Annotated in this window: 15 protein-coding genes; 1 reads left to right on the top strand and 14 read right to left on the bottom strand. The window is 39.9% G+C overall.

What is annotated here, in order from left to right:
- The 14 genes from rsgA to FCJ93_RS02120 all read right to left on the bottom strand — a co-directional run bounded on the left by rsgA (position 1) and on the right by FCJ93_RS02120 (position 16,637).
- Positions 1-885 carry a ribosome small subunit-dependent GTPase A gene (gene rsgA / locus FCJ93_RS02185; protein ID WP_095307976.1) on the bottom strand — a complete coding sequence of 295 codons (885 nt, stop codon included), beginning with the start codon at positions 883-885 and terminating at the stop codon, positions 1-3.
- Between the two features lie 101 nt (positions 886-986).
- Positions 987-2,981 (bottom strand): Stk1 family PASTA domain-containing Ser/Thr kinase, encoded by a 1,995-nt coding sequence (pknB, locus tag FCJ93_RS02180; protein ID WP_095307974.1) that lies wholly within the window; start codon positions 2,979-2,981, stop codon positions 987-989.
- 5 nt (positions 2,982-2,986) lie between these two features.
- Positions 2,987-3,736, bottom strand: coding sequence for a Stp1/IreP family PP2C-type Ser/Thr phosphatase (locus FCJ93_RS02175; RefSeq protein WP_095308711.1), 750 nt, complete (start codon positions 3,734-3,736; stop codon positions 2,987-2,989).
- Positions 3,737-3,744: 8 nt separating this feature from the next.
- The gene (gene rlmN, locus FCJ93_RS02170; RefSeq protein WP_095307972.1) at positions 3,745-4,830 is read right to left on the bottom strand and encodes a 23S rRNA (adenine(2503)-C(2))-methyltransferase RlmN; all 1,086 of its coding nucleotides are present in this window, start codon (positions 4,828-4,830) and stop codon (positions 3,745-3,747) included.
- A 75-nt stretch (positions 4,831-4,905) separates the two neighbouring features.
- Positions 4,906-6,249: a 16S rRNA (cytosine(967)-C(5))-methyltransferase RsmB gene (rsmB, locus tag FCJ93_RS02165; RefSeq protein WP_095307970.1), complete on the bottom strand. Its 1,344-nt coding sequence runs from the start codon at positions 6,247-6,249 to the stop codon at positions 4,906-4,908.
- 1 nt (position 6,250) lies between these two features.
- Positions 6,251-7,189: a methionyl-tRNA formyltransferase gene (fmt, locus tag FCJ93_RS02160; protein ID WP_137742816.1), complete on the bottom strand. Its 939-nt coding sequence runs from the start codon at positions 7,187-7,189 to the stop codon at positions 6,251-6,253.
- The gene (def, locus tag FCJ93_RS02155) at positions 7,182-7,670 is read right to left on the bottom strand and encodes a peptide deformylase (RefSeq protein WP_095307967.1); all 489 of its coding nucleotides are present in this window, start codon (positions 7,668-7,670) and stop codon (positions 7,182-7,184) included. Before def ends, fmt begins: the two co-directional genes overlap by 8 nt.
- Before the next feature lie 123 nt (positions 7,671-7,793).
- Positions 7,794-10,193, bottom strand: a complete 2,400-nt coding sequence (gene priA, locus FCJ93_RS02150) for a primosomal protein N' (protein ID WP_137742815.1) — start codon at positions 10,191-10,193, stop codon at positions 7,794-7,796.
- Positions 10,183-11,400, bottom strand: a complete 1,218-nt coding sequence (gene coaBC, locus FCJ93_RS02145; RefSeq protein ID WP_137742814.1) for a bifunctional phosphopantothenoylcysteine decarboxylase/phosphopantothenate--cysteine ligase CoaBC — start codon at positions 11,398-11,400, stop codon at positions 10,183-10,185. Before coaBC ends, priA begins: the two co-directional genes overlap by 11 nt.
- 248 nt (positions 11,401-11,648) lie before the next feature.
- Positions 11,649-11,867, bottom strand: a complete 219-nt coding sequence (rpoZ, locus tag FCJ93_RS02140) for a DNA-directed RNA polymerase subunit omega (protein ID WP_095307962.1) — start codon at positions 11,865-11,867, stop codon at positions 11,649-11,651.
- A gap of 2 nt (positions 11,868-11,869) precedes the next feature.
- The gene (gene gmk, locus FCJ93_RS02135) at positions 11,870-12,484 is read right to left on the bottom strand and encodes a guanylate kinase (protein ID WP_095307960.1); all 615 of its coding nucleotides are present in this window, start codon (positions 12,482-12,484) and stop codon (positions 11,870-11,872) included.
- Positions 12,485-12,493: 9 nt separating this feature from the next.
- The gene (gene remA, locus FCJ93_RS02130; RefSeq protein ID WP_095307958.1) at positions 12,494-12,757 is read right to left on the bottom strand and encodes an extracellular matrix/biofilm regulator RemA; all 264 of its coding nucleotides are present in this window, start codon (positions 12,755-12,757) and stop codon (positions 12,494-12,496) included.
- Between the two features lie 60 nt (positions 12,758-12,817).
- Complete coding sequence (locus FCJ93_RS02125; protein ID WP_137742813.1) at positions 12,818-13,693, bottom strand: YicC/YloC family endoribonuclease; 876 nt, start codon at positions 13,691-13,693, stop codon at positions 12,818-12,820.
- 256 nt (positions 13,694-13,949) lie between these two features.
- Positions 13,950-16,637 (bottom strand): cation-translocating P-type ATPase, encoded by a 2,688-nt coding sequence (locus FCJ93_RS02120; protein ID WP_137742812.1) that lies wholly within the window; start codon positions 16,635-16,637, stop codon positions 13,950-13,952.
- A gap of 548 nt (positions 16,638-17,185) precedes the next feature.
- Here FCJ93_RS02120 and FCJ93_RS02115 point away from each other — a divergent pair.
- Positions 17,186-18,895 (top strand): Rqc2 family fibronectin-binding protein, encoded by a 1,710-nt coding sequence (locus FCJ93_RS02115; RefSeq protein WP_137742811.1) that lies wholly within the window; start codon positions 17,186-17,188, stop codon positions 18,893-18,895.
- Positions 18,896-19,125: the final 230 nt, after the last annotated feature.

Here is a 19,125-nt window from a genome sequence, read left to right as displayed (position 1 = left end):
CTAATACCTCGGCTTTCTCTCTTTTATTTCTTGCAAAAACTGCTTGTAATGCTCATAGCGGTATTCGGGAATATCGCCGGATTCGACCGCTGTTTTAACGGCACATTTCGGCTCTTGCATATGCAAACAGCCTCTGAATTTACAAGATTCACTTGCTGTCTCTATCTCTGGAAAACAATAATTTAAATCTTCCATTTCAAGCTCCATAAATTCCAATGAACTAAATCCAGGAGTATCTGCTACTAAGCCGGCACCAATTTCAATTAACTCTACATGCCTCGTTGTATGCTTACCACGTCCCAAATGGGTTGAAATATCATTTGTCTCCAATTTAAGATCCGGTTTCAAAACATTTAATAATGAAGACTTTCCCACTCCAGATTGCCCGGCAAAAACCGAAATTTCACCCTCTAATAAGGGCAGTAATTTTTCTACTCCGTCTTCCGTAGCAGAAGAGGTAAAAAGGACATGATAACCAGCTTTTTCATAGTCCCTGCCGTAGTTCAAAATTCGTTCTCTTTCCTCTTCATTGACCAAATCCATTTTCGAAACACAAATAATCGGACGGATTCGATTATATTCAATGAGGACAAGGAAACGATCGAGCAAAGCTGTGCTAAAGTCAGGCTCAACTGCAGAAAAAATCAAAATAGCTTGATCAACATTGGCGATCGGAGGTCGAACGAGTTCGTTTTTTCGTTCTTTAATTTCTAGAATATACCCTTCCTGATCATTATCTGCTTGGAAAAGAACTTCATCACCAACAAGAGGGCTCACCTTTTTTTTGCGAAATACCCCACGCCCCCTGCATTGAATGACTTTTTTTTCATCTGTTAAAACATAATAAAACCCTGCTAACGCTTTAATAATTTTGCCCTCAGGCATAAATACACTCCTTTATTAAAGTATTCTTAAGTCAGGAAGGAATGTTCTTCCTTCACATTTAAGAAATACCAGTCGAGTTAACAAGGGGAATTTCCCCTTGTCTACTCCTGTGGATACGGTACGGATTTGTCAATGATGACTCGGCCATCAACAATTACCTTGTAGCCTGCTTTCCGATCATGGGCAACTTTTAAAGTAATTTTTATCGTTCGAGGTTCCATCATTTCAAACGAATCATATGGTACTGTACTGCTATTGATCATATCCTCCACAAATATTTGTACTGTCTGTGGTTTACCATCTTCAGCTGGCTCATATGGAATTGTTACCTCTTCAACAACATCCTTTGGTGGAATTTCTCTTTTCCCTTTCGAAATAGTTACTGAAACTTTGTCGCCTTTTTTCAGTTCCGTACCCGCTCTCGGATTTTGCGAGATGACAAGTCCTTCAGCGACCGAATCATGAAACTCTTCCCGTGCAATGTCAACAACCAAACCAACTGAAGCTGCATACTCTTCCAAGCCTTTGGCATTATAGCCCGATAGATCTTTTAAGCTAACAATTTCCGGCCCTTTACTCACAGTAAATTCAAGGATCGTCTCCTCTGGTACAACTTCGTCCCCTGGCGTATACGATTGCTCAATAATAATACCCGCAGGTACTTCATCATCATGTACTTCAGTCGGAATAATGTCCTTGAAGTTTTGATCCTCCAACAGTTGCAAAACATCTTCAATAGCTCGGCCACGATAATCTAATAATTCGACTTTTTCCTTTCCAGTGCTCACATAAATATCAATCGCGGTTCCTTCTTTCTGTAATTGACCAGCCTTTGGATCTGTCTTAATTACATGCCCTTCTTCAATTTCTTCATCAGGCAATTCAATCGTTTCACCGACCACGAAGCCAACCTTTTCAAGCTCCGCCATCGCCTCTTCTAATTCCATCGTCGCTACATCAGGAACCTCAATTTCGTCAGGTGCCAGCAGATCAGGAAGAATTGTTACCGCTGAAATAAACAGTATAATAAGGACAACAAACACAGAAACTAAAATGACGGGCCATTTCTTACGCTTCTTTTTCTGCTTGTCTTTCTTCTTCGTCTTTTTTTCAGCTGGTTCATCTTGCTCTTTTGCAGGATCAGCCTTGGCGGTTTCTTTGCCATGGACAATAGTCTCATCCAAATTGCCGTACGGTCGATCATTTGTAATAATGGGAATTGCTTTCGTCGCATCATTATCCTCAGGGATCGTAAAGCGTTCCTCATCCATCCGTGCAGGGTCGAGCGCTGTTCTTAAGTCTTGCTCCATATCTTCCGCACTATCATAACGATGAAAAGGGTCTTTCGCAGTTGCTTTTAAGACGATATTTTCAACACTTTGCGGGATCGATGGATACCAGCGTCGGATCGATGGAGTTTCTGATTGAAGATGCTTTAAAGCAATAGAGACGGCTGACTCTCCTGAAAATGGCAACCTCCCCGTTAACAGTTCAAATAACACGATTCCAAGGGAGTAAACATCGGATTTTTTATTCGCCATCCCTCCCCGCGCTTGTTCCGGCGATAAATAATGAACCGAGCCTAAAACGGAATTAGTCTGTGTAATACTTGTTGCACTTAAGGCCATCGCAATCCCGAAATCAGTGATCTTCACATTTCCTTCCCGATCAATCAAAATATTGTGAGGCTTTATATCACGGTGGATAATGTGATTTTGATGAGCGTGAGAAATGGCAGAAGTGAGTTGCTGCATAATATCCAGTGCCGTTTCCACTCTTACCGGAGAATGCTGTTGAATATATTGCTTTAACGTCTGTCCATCCACGTATTCCATCACGATATAGTAAATTGAATCTTCTTCGCCCACATCGTAAATATTAACAATATTAGGATGTGCTAAGCTTGTCGCTGATTGGGCCTCACGATGAAAACGGCGAATAAACTCCTCATCATTTGAAAAATCAAGACGGAGTACTTTCACAGCAACATCCCGATCGAGAATCATGTCATGTGCTAAGTAGACATTCGCCATTCCACCTCCGCCTATCATATCGAGGATCTTATAGCGGCCACTTATTCTTTTACCGATTAACATTTACATCACCCTCTTTCATGACCTTGATCAAATTCTAAAATGACTAGGGTGATATTGTCTTCGCCACCGTTTTCATTAGCAAGGTTGACTAGCGTAGTTGCTTTTTCTTCTATCGCTTCCTCGCCCTTCAATATCCGCTTCATCTCATCATTGCTCACTTTATTGGAAAGACCGTCAGAACATAATAGGAGATAATCCTCTTCTTCAAACATAATTGTTTTAAGATCAATTTTTACATCTAATTCTGTTCCAAGAGCGCGTAAGATCACGTTCTTTCTAGGATGATGCTCTGCATCCTCTTCCGAAATTTGTCCTGTTCGAACCAGCTCATTTACCAATGTATGATCTTCTGTTAATTGCTGAAAACCACTCGAATTTAATATGTAACTGCGACTATCACCAACATGGGCAATCGTCGTAAAAAGCTCCGTTACAATGACAGCCTCAATTGTAGTTCCCATTCCGTCGCATTCTTTATTCGCCTGTGCATGTTCGAAAATTTTGTTATTAACTTTTACAATATTAGTCCTTAACCAGCTTTCAGCCTGATCGGCTGTTGCAATTTCTTCTGCCTGCTCCCATAAAGCCTGCAGGGATGTAACGGCAAGTTCACTTGCAACATCCCCTGCGCGATGACCACCCATCCCATCAGCAACAATAGCGAGGTGCTGACCATTCTTATTTTCAAACACCCCGCCATTATCCTCATTATTCTGGCGCACTCTCCCTTTGTCAGTCATAAAAATGGACTTCACTTTACCAGTCACCTCGTCTCCTCTTTTCGCTCCTTTGCACGTAGTTGTCCACATGCAGCATCAATATCATGTCCTTGTTCTCTTCTTATTGTTACGTTGACACCATGCTGCTTTAATGTTTTTTCAAATAAGAAAATTTGTTCCTTTGGAGTTCTTACATAGTCTCTTTCAGGCACATAATTAACTGGAATTAAATTGACATGACATTTGATTCCTTTGATTAGTTTTGCAAGCTCTTCCGCATGCTCCACTTGGTCATTGACGCCACCGAATAATCCATATTCGAAGCTGACCCTTCGACCTGTTTTGTTAATATAATACTTAACAGCTTCCATTAAATCTGGCAGCTTATAAGCACGGTTAATCGGCATTAACCTACTTCTGATCTCCGTATTTGGCGCATGAAGAGAAATGGCAAAATTGATTTGTAAGTTTTCGTCTGCAAATTTATAGATCTTAGGAATAATTCCACTTGTTGAAACCGTTATATGGCGAGCACCAATGTTCAAGCCTTTGTCATGATTGATAATCTTTAAAAAGGACATCATCGAATCAAAGTTATCAAACGGTTCACCAATTCCCATAATGACAACAGAGCTGACGCGCTCATCCGTTTCGTCTAGAGCCTGTTGCACCTTTACCACTTGGGAAACAATTTCACCCGCTTCGAGATTTCTTTTTAACCCACCTAAAGTTGAAGCGCAAAATGTACAACCAATTCTACATCCGACTTGTGTCGTAACACAAACTGAATTACCATATTCATGGCGCATGAGGACCGTCTCAATTGAATATCCATCATGAAGCTCAAACAAAAATTTAATCGTTCCATCTGAAGATGTTTGCTGAATCAATGTATTTAATGTTGTGATCGTGAAATGCTCAGCAAGCTTTTCCCGTAAACCTTTTGAAAGATTCGTCATGTCCTCAAAGGTCGTGATTCTTTTTGTATAAAGCCAGTCAAAAATTTGTTCTCCTCTAAATCCCTTTTCGTTCCGTTCCACTAACCATTCTTTCAATTCATGTAACTGTAAGGAATAAATGGATGGTTTCTGCTCGGTTGTTTGTTTCTTCACTCTTGTTGTTTGTTCCACTTCCTACACCTTCTTTCTTTGCCTATACATCAACATTGTATCTGTTTATCGCGATTCATAAACGGTCATCTTTCATTAAGTCTTCTTAAGTGCTGCAATATAAAATCCGTCCGACCCAAAATCCTGCGGCAAAATTTGCAATGAAAACTCATCACAAAGCGCTGTAATCGCATCTGGAAGTCGCTCTGCCAATGTATGATCACCAATAAAATTTTTATTCTCATTTAAAAACGTCTTTATGACAGAGGCATTTTCTGCTTCATCAACTGTACATGTACTATAAACAAGAATACCACCTTTTTTCAACAATGGGGCAACAGAATTCAGAAGCTCGAGTTGAATTCTTTGAAGGTGCTGAACGTCTTGCTCATTTTTTCTGTACTTCATATCCGGTTTTCTCCTCATTACGCCAAAGCCTGAACATGGGGCATCAAGGAGAATGCGGTCGAAGCATTCTTCAGGGAAGTGTTCTCCCGCTTTACGACTATCCAGAGCCTTTGTTTCAATATTTTCTAATCCAAGCCGTTTGGCGTTTTGCGCGATTAGTTTTACTTTATGTTCATGAAGATCTAATGAAATGACTTGACCTGTTTGTTCAAGCTTCTCCGCGATATGTGTTGTCTTTCCTCCAGGTGCTGCACAAGCATCTAATACCATCTCATCTTGTTTTACTCCTAATGCATAGGCAACAATCATCGAACTCTCGTCCTGAATTGTTAACAATCCTTTCTTAAACGCCGTTGAATTAGCTAAATTCCCTTTAAAACACCTAATTGCTTCTGGAATAACAGAGCTTCTTTCAACTTGATAACCTTCTTCCTCAAGCATTTTGAAACATGCTTTCCAATCTGTTTTTGTCGTATTAATGCGAGCTGTTTGCAATGGAGCCGTTAAATTAAGTTCACACATTTCCTTTGCCCGATCATAGCCTAATTGATCGATCCATCTTTCAACAAGCCATAGTGGATGACTTGTACGAATTGAAAGGCGATGGGCAGGATCGCTTATCGCTTCCAAACTAGGAACACCCTGTCGTTGGATGGACCTTAAAACCCCATTGACCATACTAGCAATCCCTTTATGCCCACGCTTTTTAGCAATTTCAACAGCTTCAAAAATAGCGGCCCGATCAGGTATTTTATCTAAGTAAACCATTTGATAAATCGTCAATCTCAGCAATTGCTTTACCCATGGTTCGAGTTTATGTGCTTTTTTTAAAAATGGCTCCATGTAATAATCCAGCGTCATTCTGCGCTGTAATGTACCATAGACCAACTCTGTTAATAAACCGATATCTTTTCGGTCAATTTGATTTTTATTTATCTCGCTATTTAAAAGAAGATTGCTGTACGCTTGATTTTTTTCAATCTGATCTAATATTCTGAGTGCACCTTCTCTAACATTGTTTTGCTGGCCCATTTTATTCTCCTAATCTGTCTCCAACTACTAGCTTTGCGCCTCTTAAAAAATCGCTCGCTTTCATACGTTTTTTTCCTGAAGGCTGGAGTTCGATAATTTTCACAGCTGTTTTATTCCCTGTTGCAACAACAATGCCATCCTCTTCAATGGCAATAATTTCTCCTGGCTGTTGAGCTGTGGTGATTGCGTATTTTTCGACCCACCAAATTTTCATAACCGTGCCTTCGTGCGTTGTATAGGCAACTGGCCAAGGATTAAATCCTCTCACATGGTTATAAATAGCTTCTCCCGTTTTTGTCCAATCGATCTTCTCTTGCTCACGTTTAATCGTATAAGCAAATGTAGCCAATTCTTCGTTTTGCGGCACGGCTTGCAATTCCCCTTTTAAAAGCTTAGGCAATGTCTCTGAAAGCAGCTTCGCTCCTGCAGCACTTAATTTATCGTGCAACGATCCGACGGTATCTGTTTCGGTGATCGGAACTTCCACTTGCGTAAGCATATCACCTGCATCAAGTTTTTCCACCATATACATAATCGTAATGCCCGTTTTCTCTTTTCCTTCGACGATTGCGTAATGCATCGGGGCTCCCCCCCGTAATTCAGGTAAAAGAGAGGCATGAACATTAATGCAGCCAAACTTCGGTGCCTCCAGTAATGACTTCGGTAAAATCTGACCAAAGGCCGCTGTTACAATTAAGTCGGGCTGAAGAGCCAAAATCGGTTCCAGCGCTTCTGGTTGACGGATTTTTTCTGGCTGATGGACGGGAATTCCATGTTTCTCCGCTTCCATTTTTACTGGTGGTGGCGTCAATAGTTTTTTACGTCCCACAGGACGGTCTGGCTGCGTGACTACTCCGACTACTTCATAACCATCTTCGATAATTTGTTGTAATACAGGTACAGAAAAATCAGGCGTTCCCATAAATACGATTTTAGTCATTTTGCTCCACTTCCTCTAACTCTTCTTCATCTAAATATTTGCTGACCTTTGATGTGAATAAAACCCCATGAAGATGGTCAATTTCATGTTGAATGGCACGAGCTAAGTAATCTTCCGCTTCCATGACAAATGGCTTGCCTTTGCGATCATATGCCTTTATTTTCACATAATATGGTCGTAACACTTCTCCATATAGTCCCGGAAAGCTCAAACAGCCCTCTATTCCATTTTGTTCGCCTGACGTTTCTAATATTTCCGGATTAATCAGCTCAATTGTGCCTGACTCATCATCTATATCAACGATTGCGATCTGCTTGTTCACACCTATTTGCGGTGCGGCAAGACCAACACCATCAAATTCAATCATCGTTTCATACATATCAGTTAAGAGCTTTGCTAGTTTTTTATCAAATATCTTTACTGGCTCACACACCTGCTCTAATATTTCAGCAGGATATGTCACAATTGCTTTTACAGTCAAATCATTTCCTCCATTAATAAAACTTGTGATTAAAAAAGTGCTTTAACAAAATTATTTTTTGCCTACATCCCTCGCAAAAAAAGCTCAAGATTTAAACCTTCTTGAATGATTCCTGACATTCCTCTACATTAATATATAGGGATTGACATCAATGGAGATTTGTAATCCCTTCGAGGCGATATCCTGTTGATAATGGTCAAGAATCGTTTTTAATGCATTGTTTAATTGTGGTTCACGTTTGTATTTTATCAAACATTGGTAGCGATATCTATTTTTGATCCGTGAAATAGGGGAAACAACTGGACCGAGAACATGCGCTTCATTCGATAGTTTTGATTGTACAAACTTCGCTATTTTATCGGTTACCGATGCCACCATTGCTACATTTTCATGGGAAACGGTGATAAGTGCAATATAATAATATGGTGGATATTGACGAGCTTTGCGAACCGTCATTTCCCGTTTAAAAAAACGATCAAAATTTTGTTCTGCTGCCAACTCAATGCTATAATGCTCTGGCGTATATGTTTGAATGATGACTTCACCAGGTAGCTCATGTCTTCCAGCTCTACCACTCACCTGTGTTAACAACTGGAACGTTTTTTCGGAAGAACGAAAATCAGGCAAGTGCAGCATTGTATCTGCCGAAAGAACACCAACTAAGGTAATATTGGGAAAATCAAGCCCTTTGGCGATCATTTGTGTACCAAGTAAAATGTCAGCCTTCCCCTCCTCAAATTCAGTCAACAAGCGCTCATGTGCCCCTTTGCGGCTTGTTGTATCCACATCCATTCTAATCACTTTTGCTTCTGGAAGAATTTTCCCTAATTCTTCTTCTACTTTTTGTGTACCAGTTCCAAAATAGCGAATATGTTCGCTATTACATTCTGGGCATCTGGTCGGCACAGAAGCCTCATATCCGCAATAATGACACTTCATCTGCTGACTAAAGCGATGATATGTCAAGGATATATCACAATTAGGGCAATTTGCCACATAGCCACAATCACGACACATAACAAATGATGAGTGTCCGCGTTTATTTAAAAACAACACGATCTGTTCTTTTTTTTCAAGTCGCTCCTTTAAGCCCTCGATCAATGCTCTCGAAAACATAGAACGATTTCCGTCTCGGAGCTCTTCTCTCATGTCGACAATCTGCACGGAAGGAAGCGATTGATTATTCATCCGATTAGGCAATGTCAGCAGCTCGTAAACTCCCTTTTGCGCCCGGGCAAACGTTTCTAATGTTGGAGTTGCGCTTCCTAAAATAACGGGGCATTGATAATATTGCGACCGTTTAATAGCAACATCTCTAGCATGATAACGTGGATTGTCTTCCTGTTTATAACTTGTTTCGTGTTCCTCATCAATTATAATGATGCCTAAATTTTCAAATGGCGCAAAAATAGCTGAGCGCGCTCCGACGACGACCTTTACTTCTTTTCGCTCAATTCTGCGCCATTCATCATATTTTTCCCCTGATGATAACCCACTATGAAGAACTGCTACTTCATCACCAAAGCGACCTTTAAATCTTTTGACCATTTGCGGTGTTAAGGAAATCTCAGGAACTAGCACGATCGCTTCCTTCCCTTTCTCCAAAACCCGTTGAATGGATTGGAGGTAGATTTCCGTTTTTCCACTCCCAGTGACACCATATAATAAAAAAACCTGCTGACGTTCCTCTTCAACCGTTGCTATAATGGGAGAAATCGCTTTTTCTTGTTCCTTCGTCAAAGGAAAAGGCTTCGTTTTTGCAAATACGCGATCTTCGAACGGATCCCGATACACTTCCATTTCCTTTTCTTGCAAAATCCCTTTTTTTATAAGACTTTTAACCGTTGACGTCGAAACGTTGAAATAGGATAGAATTTCCCTAAGTTGAACAGGCTCATGCTTTTCAATAAAGAAATCAATGATTTTCCTCTGTTTTTCCGCAGTTACAACCAAGCTTGCTTTCGCCTGTTCAAGCGCCACTTTATCCAATAACGGTAAAAGATATTTTATCTTTTTCTTCTTCACACGTTCCTTCACTTCATATATAACTTCTATAGATCCATTGGCTGCTTCTCTTTGCAATATACTAAAAAAAGGAGCCGCATCGTTCCACAAAATCGTATCACTCTCTTGAAAAAGTGGCTGCAGTTTCGCTGGCAAGTGATCTAACGGGGCAATCCTCCTAATCTTTTTTTCATATTTTGCTTTCAAAGCGGCTGGAAGCATCACTTGAAATGCAGATATTTTGTAAGAAAGGGTCTCCTCTGTTAACCAATCACCAAGACTGAGCAGTTCCTGGTTTAACACAGGGGCCAGATCCATTGGCTCGACAATTTCCTTTAACTTCGTAAAAGCTGATTTTTCTTGCACTTCCACAACAAACCCTTGAAGCTTCCTCGGGCCAAAAGGAACGACAACGCGCATCCCAGGTTTAATCACACTTTCCAAGGCAGCTGGAATTTTGTAGTCAAAGGGACGATCCGTCTGCTTAGCTGGAACATCGACTATTACTTTAGCAATCATCTTTCGTCGCCACCTCTAAAATTTTAGCCGCCTCTACTAAAATTCTTCTAGCAACCTCCTGCTTTGACAGGATTGGAAGTTCTAAACTTGAACCGTCCTTCTTGTAAATGGTCACGATATTCGTGTCGGTAGCAAAACCCGCTCCCGGTTCCTTCACATTATTCGCAACGATCATATCCGCGTTTTTCTTTTTTAGCTTTGCCCGGGCATATTCCTCGACCCGATTGGTTTCCGCTGCGAAGCCGATGAGAATTTGATCCTTTTTCTCGTTTCCTAACTGCTGCAGGATATCCTTTGTTCTTTCCAATTCAAGCACTTCTGCCCCGTCTTTCTTTTTAACCTTATCATCGTAAGCTATTTTCGGCCGGTAATCAGCAACCGCAGCCGTTTTAATAACAATATCTGTTGAGCTATACTCTCCCATAACAGCATTGAACATATCCTCAGCACTCTCAACAGAGATAAACCGTACACCCTTGGGCACTTGCAGAGAAACAGGTCCAGAAATTAAGACTACTTCTGCCCCAAAACGAGCAGCTTCCTCTGCAATTGCATACCCCATTTTGCCGCTAGAATGGTTTGTAATATATCGAACTGGATCAATTTTTTCACGGGTTGGACCTGCTGTAACCACTATTTTTTTGCCACTTAAAATGGATGGCTGCGTCTGAAAAAAAACAGAGATTAACTCAACAATTTTTTCTGGTTCTTCTAATCGACCTTTGCCGACATAGCCGCAAGCTAAATAGCCTTCATTGGGTTCAATAAATTGATAACCAAAGCGATGAAGCGTTTCAATATTTTGTTGAACAGCAGGATGCTCATACATATGAACATTCATTGCAGGGGCTACCCACACTGGAGAAGTTGCCGCTAAAAGCGTTGTCGAAATCATATTATCAGCAATGCCGTTGGCTATTTTTCCGATAATATTCGCCGTTGCTGGGGCGATCAAAACCAAATCGGCCCAGTCTGCTAAATCAATATGAGCGATCACTTTAGAATCCTTTTCATCAAATGTATCTATATAAACATCATTTCTTGATAACGCTTGAAAGGTCAAAGGAGTAACAAACTTCGCCGCTGATTCACTAAGAATTACCTTCACTTCTGCACCAGCTTGCGTAAGCTTGCTCGTTAACGCAGCCGCTTTATAGACTGCTATTCCTCCCGTTACGCAAAGCAAAACTTTTTTTTCATTTAACATTTTTTCTTCCTCCGTCACATATCTCTTTCTTTCATTATGCAAGAATTGTCGTTTTATTGCATCTTTTAGCAATGATATTCCTTAAAAACCTGATTAGACGGTTGTTATTTGTCTCTCGAAGCAGTTTTCCATTGAAAAATGCCAAATTTAACAACATCATCTTGAAATAAAAAACAACCTATTTCTAGGTTGTTTTAGTTATTTTTCGTTTTCCCACCTTCAGATGAGTAAAACCGTCCGGCAAAATACTAGTTAGTAGCTGCCTCTTCTTGATCGACCATTCTAAATGTCAGCTGATCAGCATGAATTTCTTCTAACGCTTTGCCAACAGATTTATGAGAAACATATTTTGTTAAATATGGCTGGGCGTCCTGTTGTAGGCGACGAGCTCGTTTTGCCGCCACTGAAACCAATGAGTACTTAGAATCGATTTTTGTTAATAATGAGTCAATTGATGGGTATAGCATATTTAATTTACCTCCAACATTCTTTTATATTTGGGCTCAACCCGTTCTCTCCGGAGATGCTCAGCAATCACAATCGCTTTAATTTTCTCTACGGCATTCTCTACTTTATCATTTTCTACTACATAATCATATAAATGCATCATTTCAATTTCTTCTTTTGCCGCATTCATCCGGTTGTTGATCACTTCCTCAGACTCAGTTCCCCTCGTAACGATGCGTTTTTTCAACTCTGAAAGGCTGGGAGGGACAAGGAAGATAAAAAGACCATCAGGGAATTTTTCCCGAACCTGTTTCGCTCCTTCCACCTCTATTTCAAGGAAAACATCCTTTCCTTTATTTAAAGTTTCTTGAACGTAATCGACTGGTGTTCCATAATAATTGCCAACAAATTCTGCGTATTCAAGCAGTTTTCCCTGCTTAATAAGGGCCTCGAATTCTTCTCTTGTTTTGAAAAAATAATCGACACCATTGACTTCACCTTGTCTAGGTGCACGAGTTGTCATGGAGATGGAATACTCAAAAGCTGTATCCTCTTGCGAAAAAATTTCCTTTCTAACGGTACCTTTCCCGACTCCAGAGGGTCCAGATAAGACAATTAATAACCCCTTTTCTTGCATGAAACGTACCTACCCTTCATCCATAATTTCATCACGGTCATTCAGTCGGGCTGCAACCGTTTCAGGTTGAACCGCTGAAAGAATCACATGGTCACTATCCATCACAATAACAGCTCGAGTCCTTCTTCCATAAGTGGCATCAATGAGCACACCTCTGTCTCTTGCATCCTGAATAATCCTTTTAATCGGAGCTGATTCTGGACTAACTATCGAAATGATTCGGTTAGCAGAAACGATATTTCCAAAACCGATGTTAATTAATTTAATTGACATGCTTCCCCTCCATAATTCAGTTATTTATTTTTACCTTGCTAGCCTATTTCTAAACAAGGACTACTCTATATTTTGAACCTGCTCTTTCATTTTTTCGAGCAAGCTTTTCATCTCGACCACTTCCCTAGCAATGCTTGAATCATTTCCTTTTGAACCGATTGTATTAACCTCACGATTCATTTCTTGGAGGAGAAAATCCAATTTACGTCCAACTGGTTCAGCTAAACTCATGATTTTAAGAAATTGACTAATATGACTTGCTAATCTAGTCAATTCTTCATTAATGTCTGCCTTATCTGCAAAAATCGCGATTTCATTCACCATTCTATCCTCATCGATGACACCATTGGTGAACTCCTCCATCCTTTTATGCAATCTTTCTCGATAAAGCTGAACAACCTGCGGTGCATATTTTTTTAATAAAGTGGTTTTTTCGCTTAAAATATTTAGTTGATTATGTATATCATCTTCGAGAACTTTTCCTTCTACTATACGCATTTGCTTCAACTGTACAGCGGCATTTTCAATTGCATCAAGAACCAATTGTTCCAGTTCCGGATTTCCCTCATGCCCTTCTTCGATCGAAATCAAATCTTCACGCAGTAAAAGATCCCGTAGAGAAAATGAATCTTCCAGCTTAAACTTACTTTGAATCGCTTTAATTGATTGCACATATTTTTCAAGAAGGGGCCAATCTATCACCACATTGGAGGAAAGGTGTCCTGTACCTTCAACAGTCACAAATACTTCAATTCTTCCTCTTGTTACATGCTCGGCAATTTTTTTCTTTATTTTGTCCTCGATCACGTGTAGCTGCCTAGGCATTCGTATATTGAACTCTAGAAAACGATGATTAACAGCTTTTATTTCTACTGTCACAGAACATGTCTCGAGTTCCGCTTTACTTCGACCAAAGCCTGTCATACTAACGATCATAGCAACACACCCAATTTTTGATATTGAAAGGCGATATTAAACAATAAAGTTGATAAAAATTTGGGACTCATTCCGCAAAATCAAGCTTCTCATGCCTTCCCGTCAAGCTTTTAAAGCAATGACTTAACTGCAAACAACATCCTTACACAAAACCGATTAAACAATGCGCTTACAGTCTTCCCGAACTTCGCAAAAACAGTCCATTGAAAAAGGTAATAGAGCGATTGCCCTATTACCTATTGGATTATAACATAGTTTACTTTCTTTTTCTTGCCAAAAATGTTCCCGCCAGTAAAAAAGTTGGTGCAGCAGCTAAACCAAAAATCATGAGCCAATCCTTAGCGAGGATCGAAACCGTATGGAAAATTGGCTGTAATGGTGGATAATAAATAACGACAAACATTAAGACAACAGAGGAGATAACCGCCCATACTAAATACATATTTCCAAATGGATTTCGAGCAAAAATCGATTTTTCACTACGGCAATCAAATACATGGATTAATTGTGCCATCACCAATGTGGCAAAAGCCACCGTTTGTGCATACGCTAAATGATCTGGGTTATGATTTAATGCAATCATAAAAGCAATCAATGTCGCAATGCCGATTAAAAACCCTCGCGAAATGACTTTCCAGCCTAGACCCCTAGCAAAAATCCCTTCTTTCGGATTTCGCGGACTTCTTTTCATCACATCGCCTTCCGGTTGATCAAGACCTAAAGCCATTGCCGGTAAACCATCCGTCACGAGATTCACCCAAAGAATCTGGATCGGGACAAGCGGCAGAGGCAGTGCCAATAACATCGCAAACAGCATTACAAGAATTTCACCAACATTTGAAGCCAATAAATAACGAATAAATTTTCGAACATTTTCATAAATATTGCGTCCTTCTTTAATAGCAGTTTTAATAGTGGCAAAATTATCATCCAGTAAAACTAAAGCAGACGCTTCCTTGGCCACATCTGTACCTGTAATTCCCATCGCCACTCCAATATCAGCAGTCTTAATCGCAGGTGCATCATTAACTCCATCACCTGTCATCGCTACTATATGACCACGATCTTGGAAAGCACGGACAATTTTCAGCTTATGCTCAGGTGAAACACGGGCAAAAACTGCCACATCATCGACTACTTCTTCTAACTCGTCGACAGACATCTTCGATAATGCATTCCCGTCTAAAACGCGCTTATTTTTGGTAAGGATTCCCAATTGAGTAGCGATTGCCTTTGCCGTGATCAAATGATCGCCTGTGATCATGACGGTTTTAATTCCGGCTTCCTTACACTCTTTAACCGCTTGTTTAACTTCAGGTCTTGGCGGGTCGATCATCCCCTGCAACCCAATAAAAATCAAATCTTTCTCCGCTTCTTTTTCATCAAGGATCAGTGTTTTGGCTGGTACTTCTTTAAAACCGATCGCAATTGTCCGAAGCGCTTTTGATGCTAATTCATTAATTGCCGTTTGGACATCATTTTTTCGATCCACTGAAAAATTCTGACGCTTCCCATCCCAGAGGATCGATTCGCTAATCCCGATCATCACATCGGGGGCACCTTTTGTTACAATAAACTGACGTCCACTTTGATCTTTGACAATGATCGACATTAGCTTTCTCGTAGAATCAAATGGAAACTCCTGCACAATTTGATATTGCTGTAATAGACCTTCGCGCTTGTATCCTGCTTTCATTGCTGCTACAAGGAGAGCCCCTTCCGTTGGGTCGCCATCGACAATATAGTCATTCTTTGCTTTTTCTTTTAAAACAGCATGATTACAGAGCATACCAAACATGAGCATTTGTTGTACTGATTTTTCTCGATTGACATCGACCGGCCTCTCATGCTCCCCCCGATAGAAGCTGCCGTAAGGATTATAACCGACACCATCTACTCTCCAGGTAATTCCACCGCTCCATAGATGGGTAACGGTCATTTTGTTTTGCGTCATCGTTCCTGTTTTATCGGAACAAATGACGGAAGCACAGCCTAAAGTTTCCACTGCAGGCAGCTTTCGAACAATCGCATTTTTCTTAATCATTCTTTGAACCCCAAGTGAAAGGGCAACTGTCACAATCGCCGGAAGACCCTCAGGAATCGCTGCTACTGCTAGCGAAACTCCCGCCAAGAACATCGTATACAAATCGTTTCCTTGGATGACGCCAACAAATACGACCAAAATTGTCAACAAAATAGCGACAATAATTAATATTTTTCCAAGTTGCTGCAGTTTTCTCTGCAATGGTGTGATCATCGTCTCTGCATTTTGCAATAGATCAGCAATTTGCCCCATTGCCGTCTTCATGCCAGTGCCGACGACAACACCAATTCCTGAGCCTCTTGTCACCATTGTCCCCATAAAGGCCATATTTTCCATATCGCCCATTCCAATATTGTCTTTCTCAAGAGGTTCAGTTGTTTTCGCGACCGGAAGAGATTCTCCTGTTAAGGCAGATTCTTCAATCTCCAAACTTTTTGATTCTATTACTCTTACATCTGCACCAATTCGGTCCCCTGACGAAAATTTAACAACATCTCCCGGAACAAGTTCCTTTGATGGGATCTTCTCCCATTCACCTTCTCTCATGACCATTACACTTGGAGCAGACAGTTCTTTTAACGCTTGTAATGATTTCTCCGCCTTTCTCTCCTGGAAAAAACCTAGAAACCCGTTTAAAATGATAATCGCGATGATTGCAATCGCATCGATATATTCTCCCAATAATCCGGAAATTAGAACTGCCCCTAATAATACAAGAACCATGAAATCTTTAAATTGGCTAAAAAACAATAGTAGTGCTGACTGCTTTTCACCTTCATCCAATTCATTATACCCATGCTGCTTTACTCTCTTCTTAGCATCACTGTTTGTTAACCCGTTAGAAAAGTCGGTATTCAAGACCTTTTCAATATCTTGTCCTTTCATCCCATGGAACTTCATCCGACCATTTCACTCCTCCTTCAGCGTCGTAAAAACTTTCTAACCACTGCTTGTATTTTGTGATAGAATGCAAACTCACTCTAAAGAAAGCTTATTCAGACTCGTCCCAAAAAATGATCTAAATTTATAACAAAGTGAAATTATCGAATATTATATTTACTGAGAAAGCTAAATAGGGAAGAAACAAGGAAATAGAGAGAGCAAATCTAAAAAAAGAATGTGGATTATTGCCGCAGTCATATTATCTTTTATCCTGTGCTTTCTTGTCATAAGAAAGCTTTATGGGATGTCAATAGTAACGATTAAAAGAAAATGGATATTCAGCAAATCGACCATTTTTCACGGCGCAAAAGATACAGAACGTCACTTCCTTAAATTCGAATGATGCTTTAACCTTTGACGCAGCAAGAAACGATTCTGTTATTCTATTATCAATGATCAGTGAACCTACAAGCACATACGTGTGGACTTCTAACGTTATGATTCGTTTTTTCCGCAAAAGTAGGCTATGATAAAGGTGAGATTTTAGAAAGAAGAGGATGTTCAATATGTCATTTGACGGTCTATTTACAAGAGCGATTACAAAAGAATTTTCTTCCCTATTAAAAGGCGGAAGAATCAATAAAATACATCAACCCTTTAAAAATGAAATCGTGCTAATCATACGCGCAAACGGAAAGAATCATAAACTGCTTATTTCCGTTCATCCAAGCTATGCGAGAGCACAATTAACAAATGAAAGCTATGAAAACCCAAATGAACCTCCAATGTTTTGTATGCTTTTGAGAAAACATCTTGAAGGCTTCATTTTAGAGGATATCCATCAAGTAAGCATGGATCGAATTATTGTCTTTGACGTAAAAGGGCGAAATGAGATTGGAGATATTTCTTCAAAGCAATTAATTGTCGAGATTATGGGGCGGCATAGCAATATTATTTTAGTCGATAAGACAAGAAATATGATTCTAGATAGCATCAAGCATATTTCCTATGCGGTAAACAGCCATCGAGCAATTATGCCAGGGCAAGAATATATCGCTCCTCCTATCCAAAACAAGGAAAACCCATTGGAAGCAACCGAAGATTCTTTATTAAGAAAATTAGACTTTAATGCTGGTAAATTGGACAATCAGATTGTTAAGCATTTTGCAGGAGTTTCCCCTCTTCTTGCAAAAGAGATAGTGTTTCAGGCGGGAATTGCTAATAGAGTGACGATACCAAAAGCGTTCGTAGAAGTGTTACGAAAAATGAAGGAGCATCGCTATGAGCCAGCGATTACGATGAAGGATAAGAAAGAATCCTATTACCTCTTACCATTGGAACACCTAAATGGAGAAAGTAAGCGATATGACTCGCTCAGCGAACTTCTTGACCGCTATTATTTTGGCAAAGCGGAGCGGGACAGGGTAAAACAGCAATCCACTGATTTAGAACGGTTCATTTTAAATGAAAAAGATAAAAATGAAAAGAAAATCAAAAAGCTTCAAGCAACGATCAATGAAGCAAAGAATGCGAGCCAGTATCAGCTTTATGGTGAATTATTGACTGCCAATCTTTATGCACTTGAAAAAGGAATGAAGGAAATCGAAGTTAGTAATTATTATGATGAGAATGGTGGAATCATTACAATTCCTTTGAATCCACAAAAGACTCCTTCAGAAAATGCACAAAGATATTTCACGAGGTATCAGAAAGCAAAAACGGCGCTCGTCATGGCGAGTGAACAATTGCAGAAAGCAAAAGAAGAAGTTGCCTATTTCGAGTCACTTTTACAGCAAGTCGAGACCGCCTCAACAAAGGATATCTCTGAAATCCGGGAAGAACTGATTGAGGGTGGCTACTTACGAGATCGACAAAAGAAAGGCAACAAGAATCATAAAAATACTAAGCCTATGCTGGAAAAATACACGGCAACAGATGGAACGGAAATTCTTGTCGGCAAAAATAACAAACAGAATGACTATTTAACAAATAAAGTTGCCGGCAAGGATGAAATTTGGCTTCACACGAAGGATATCCCTGGCTCCCATGTGGTCATTCGAAGTACGAACCCTTCTGAAGAGTCAATTCTTGAAGCGGCTCAGCTCGCAGCCTATTTTAGTAAAGCACGAAGCTCCAGTTCCGTACCCGTTGACTTTACGCAAATTCGTCATGTCAAAAAACCAAGCGGAGCAAAGCCTGGATATGTCATTTATGAAAATCAACAAACCGTATACGTGACACCTGAGGAAGATACCGTTTTAAAATTAAAAAATTAAATTTAGCCAAAAAGTCAAAGGTCATGACTTTTTGGCTATGTCTTTATGGAAAGCTTGTTTTCCTCCTTTAAGCTTCCTAGTGATGCATGTTTACAATAAACATGTAAAATAATAAGCTCAAAGCTGATTGAAATGCCTTTCAAATCATTTAAAGTTTAGGCTTTGTTAAATAGAATTGTTGATAAAACATTATATAACATGATTTTACTACCATGACAAAATGCTTGGTA

This window comes from Robertmurraya siralis (genome assembly GCF_005502275.1).
Classification (GTDB): Bacteria; Bacillota; Bacilli; order Bacillales; family Cytobacillaceae; genus Robertmurraya; species Robertmurraya siralis.
Note: the sequence above shows the minus strand (reverse complement) of the source record. Positions and strands in the feature narration are given on the sequence as shown.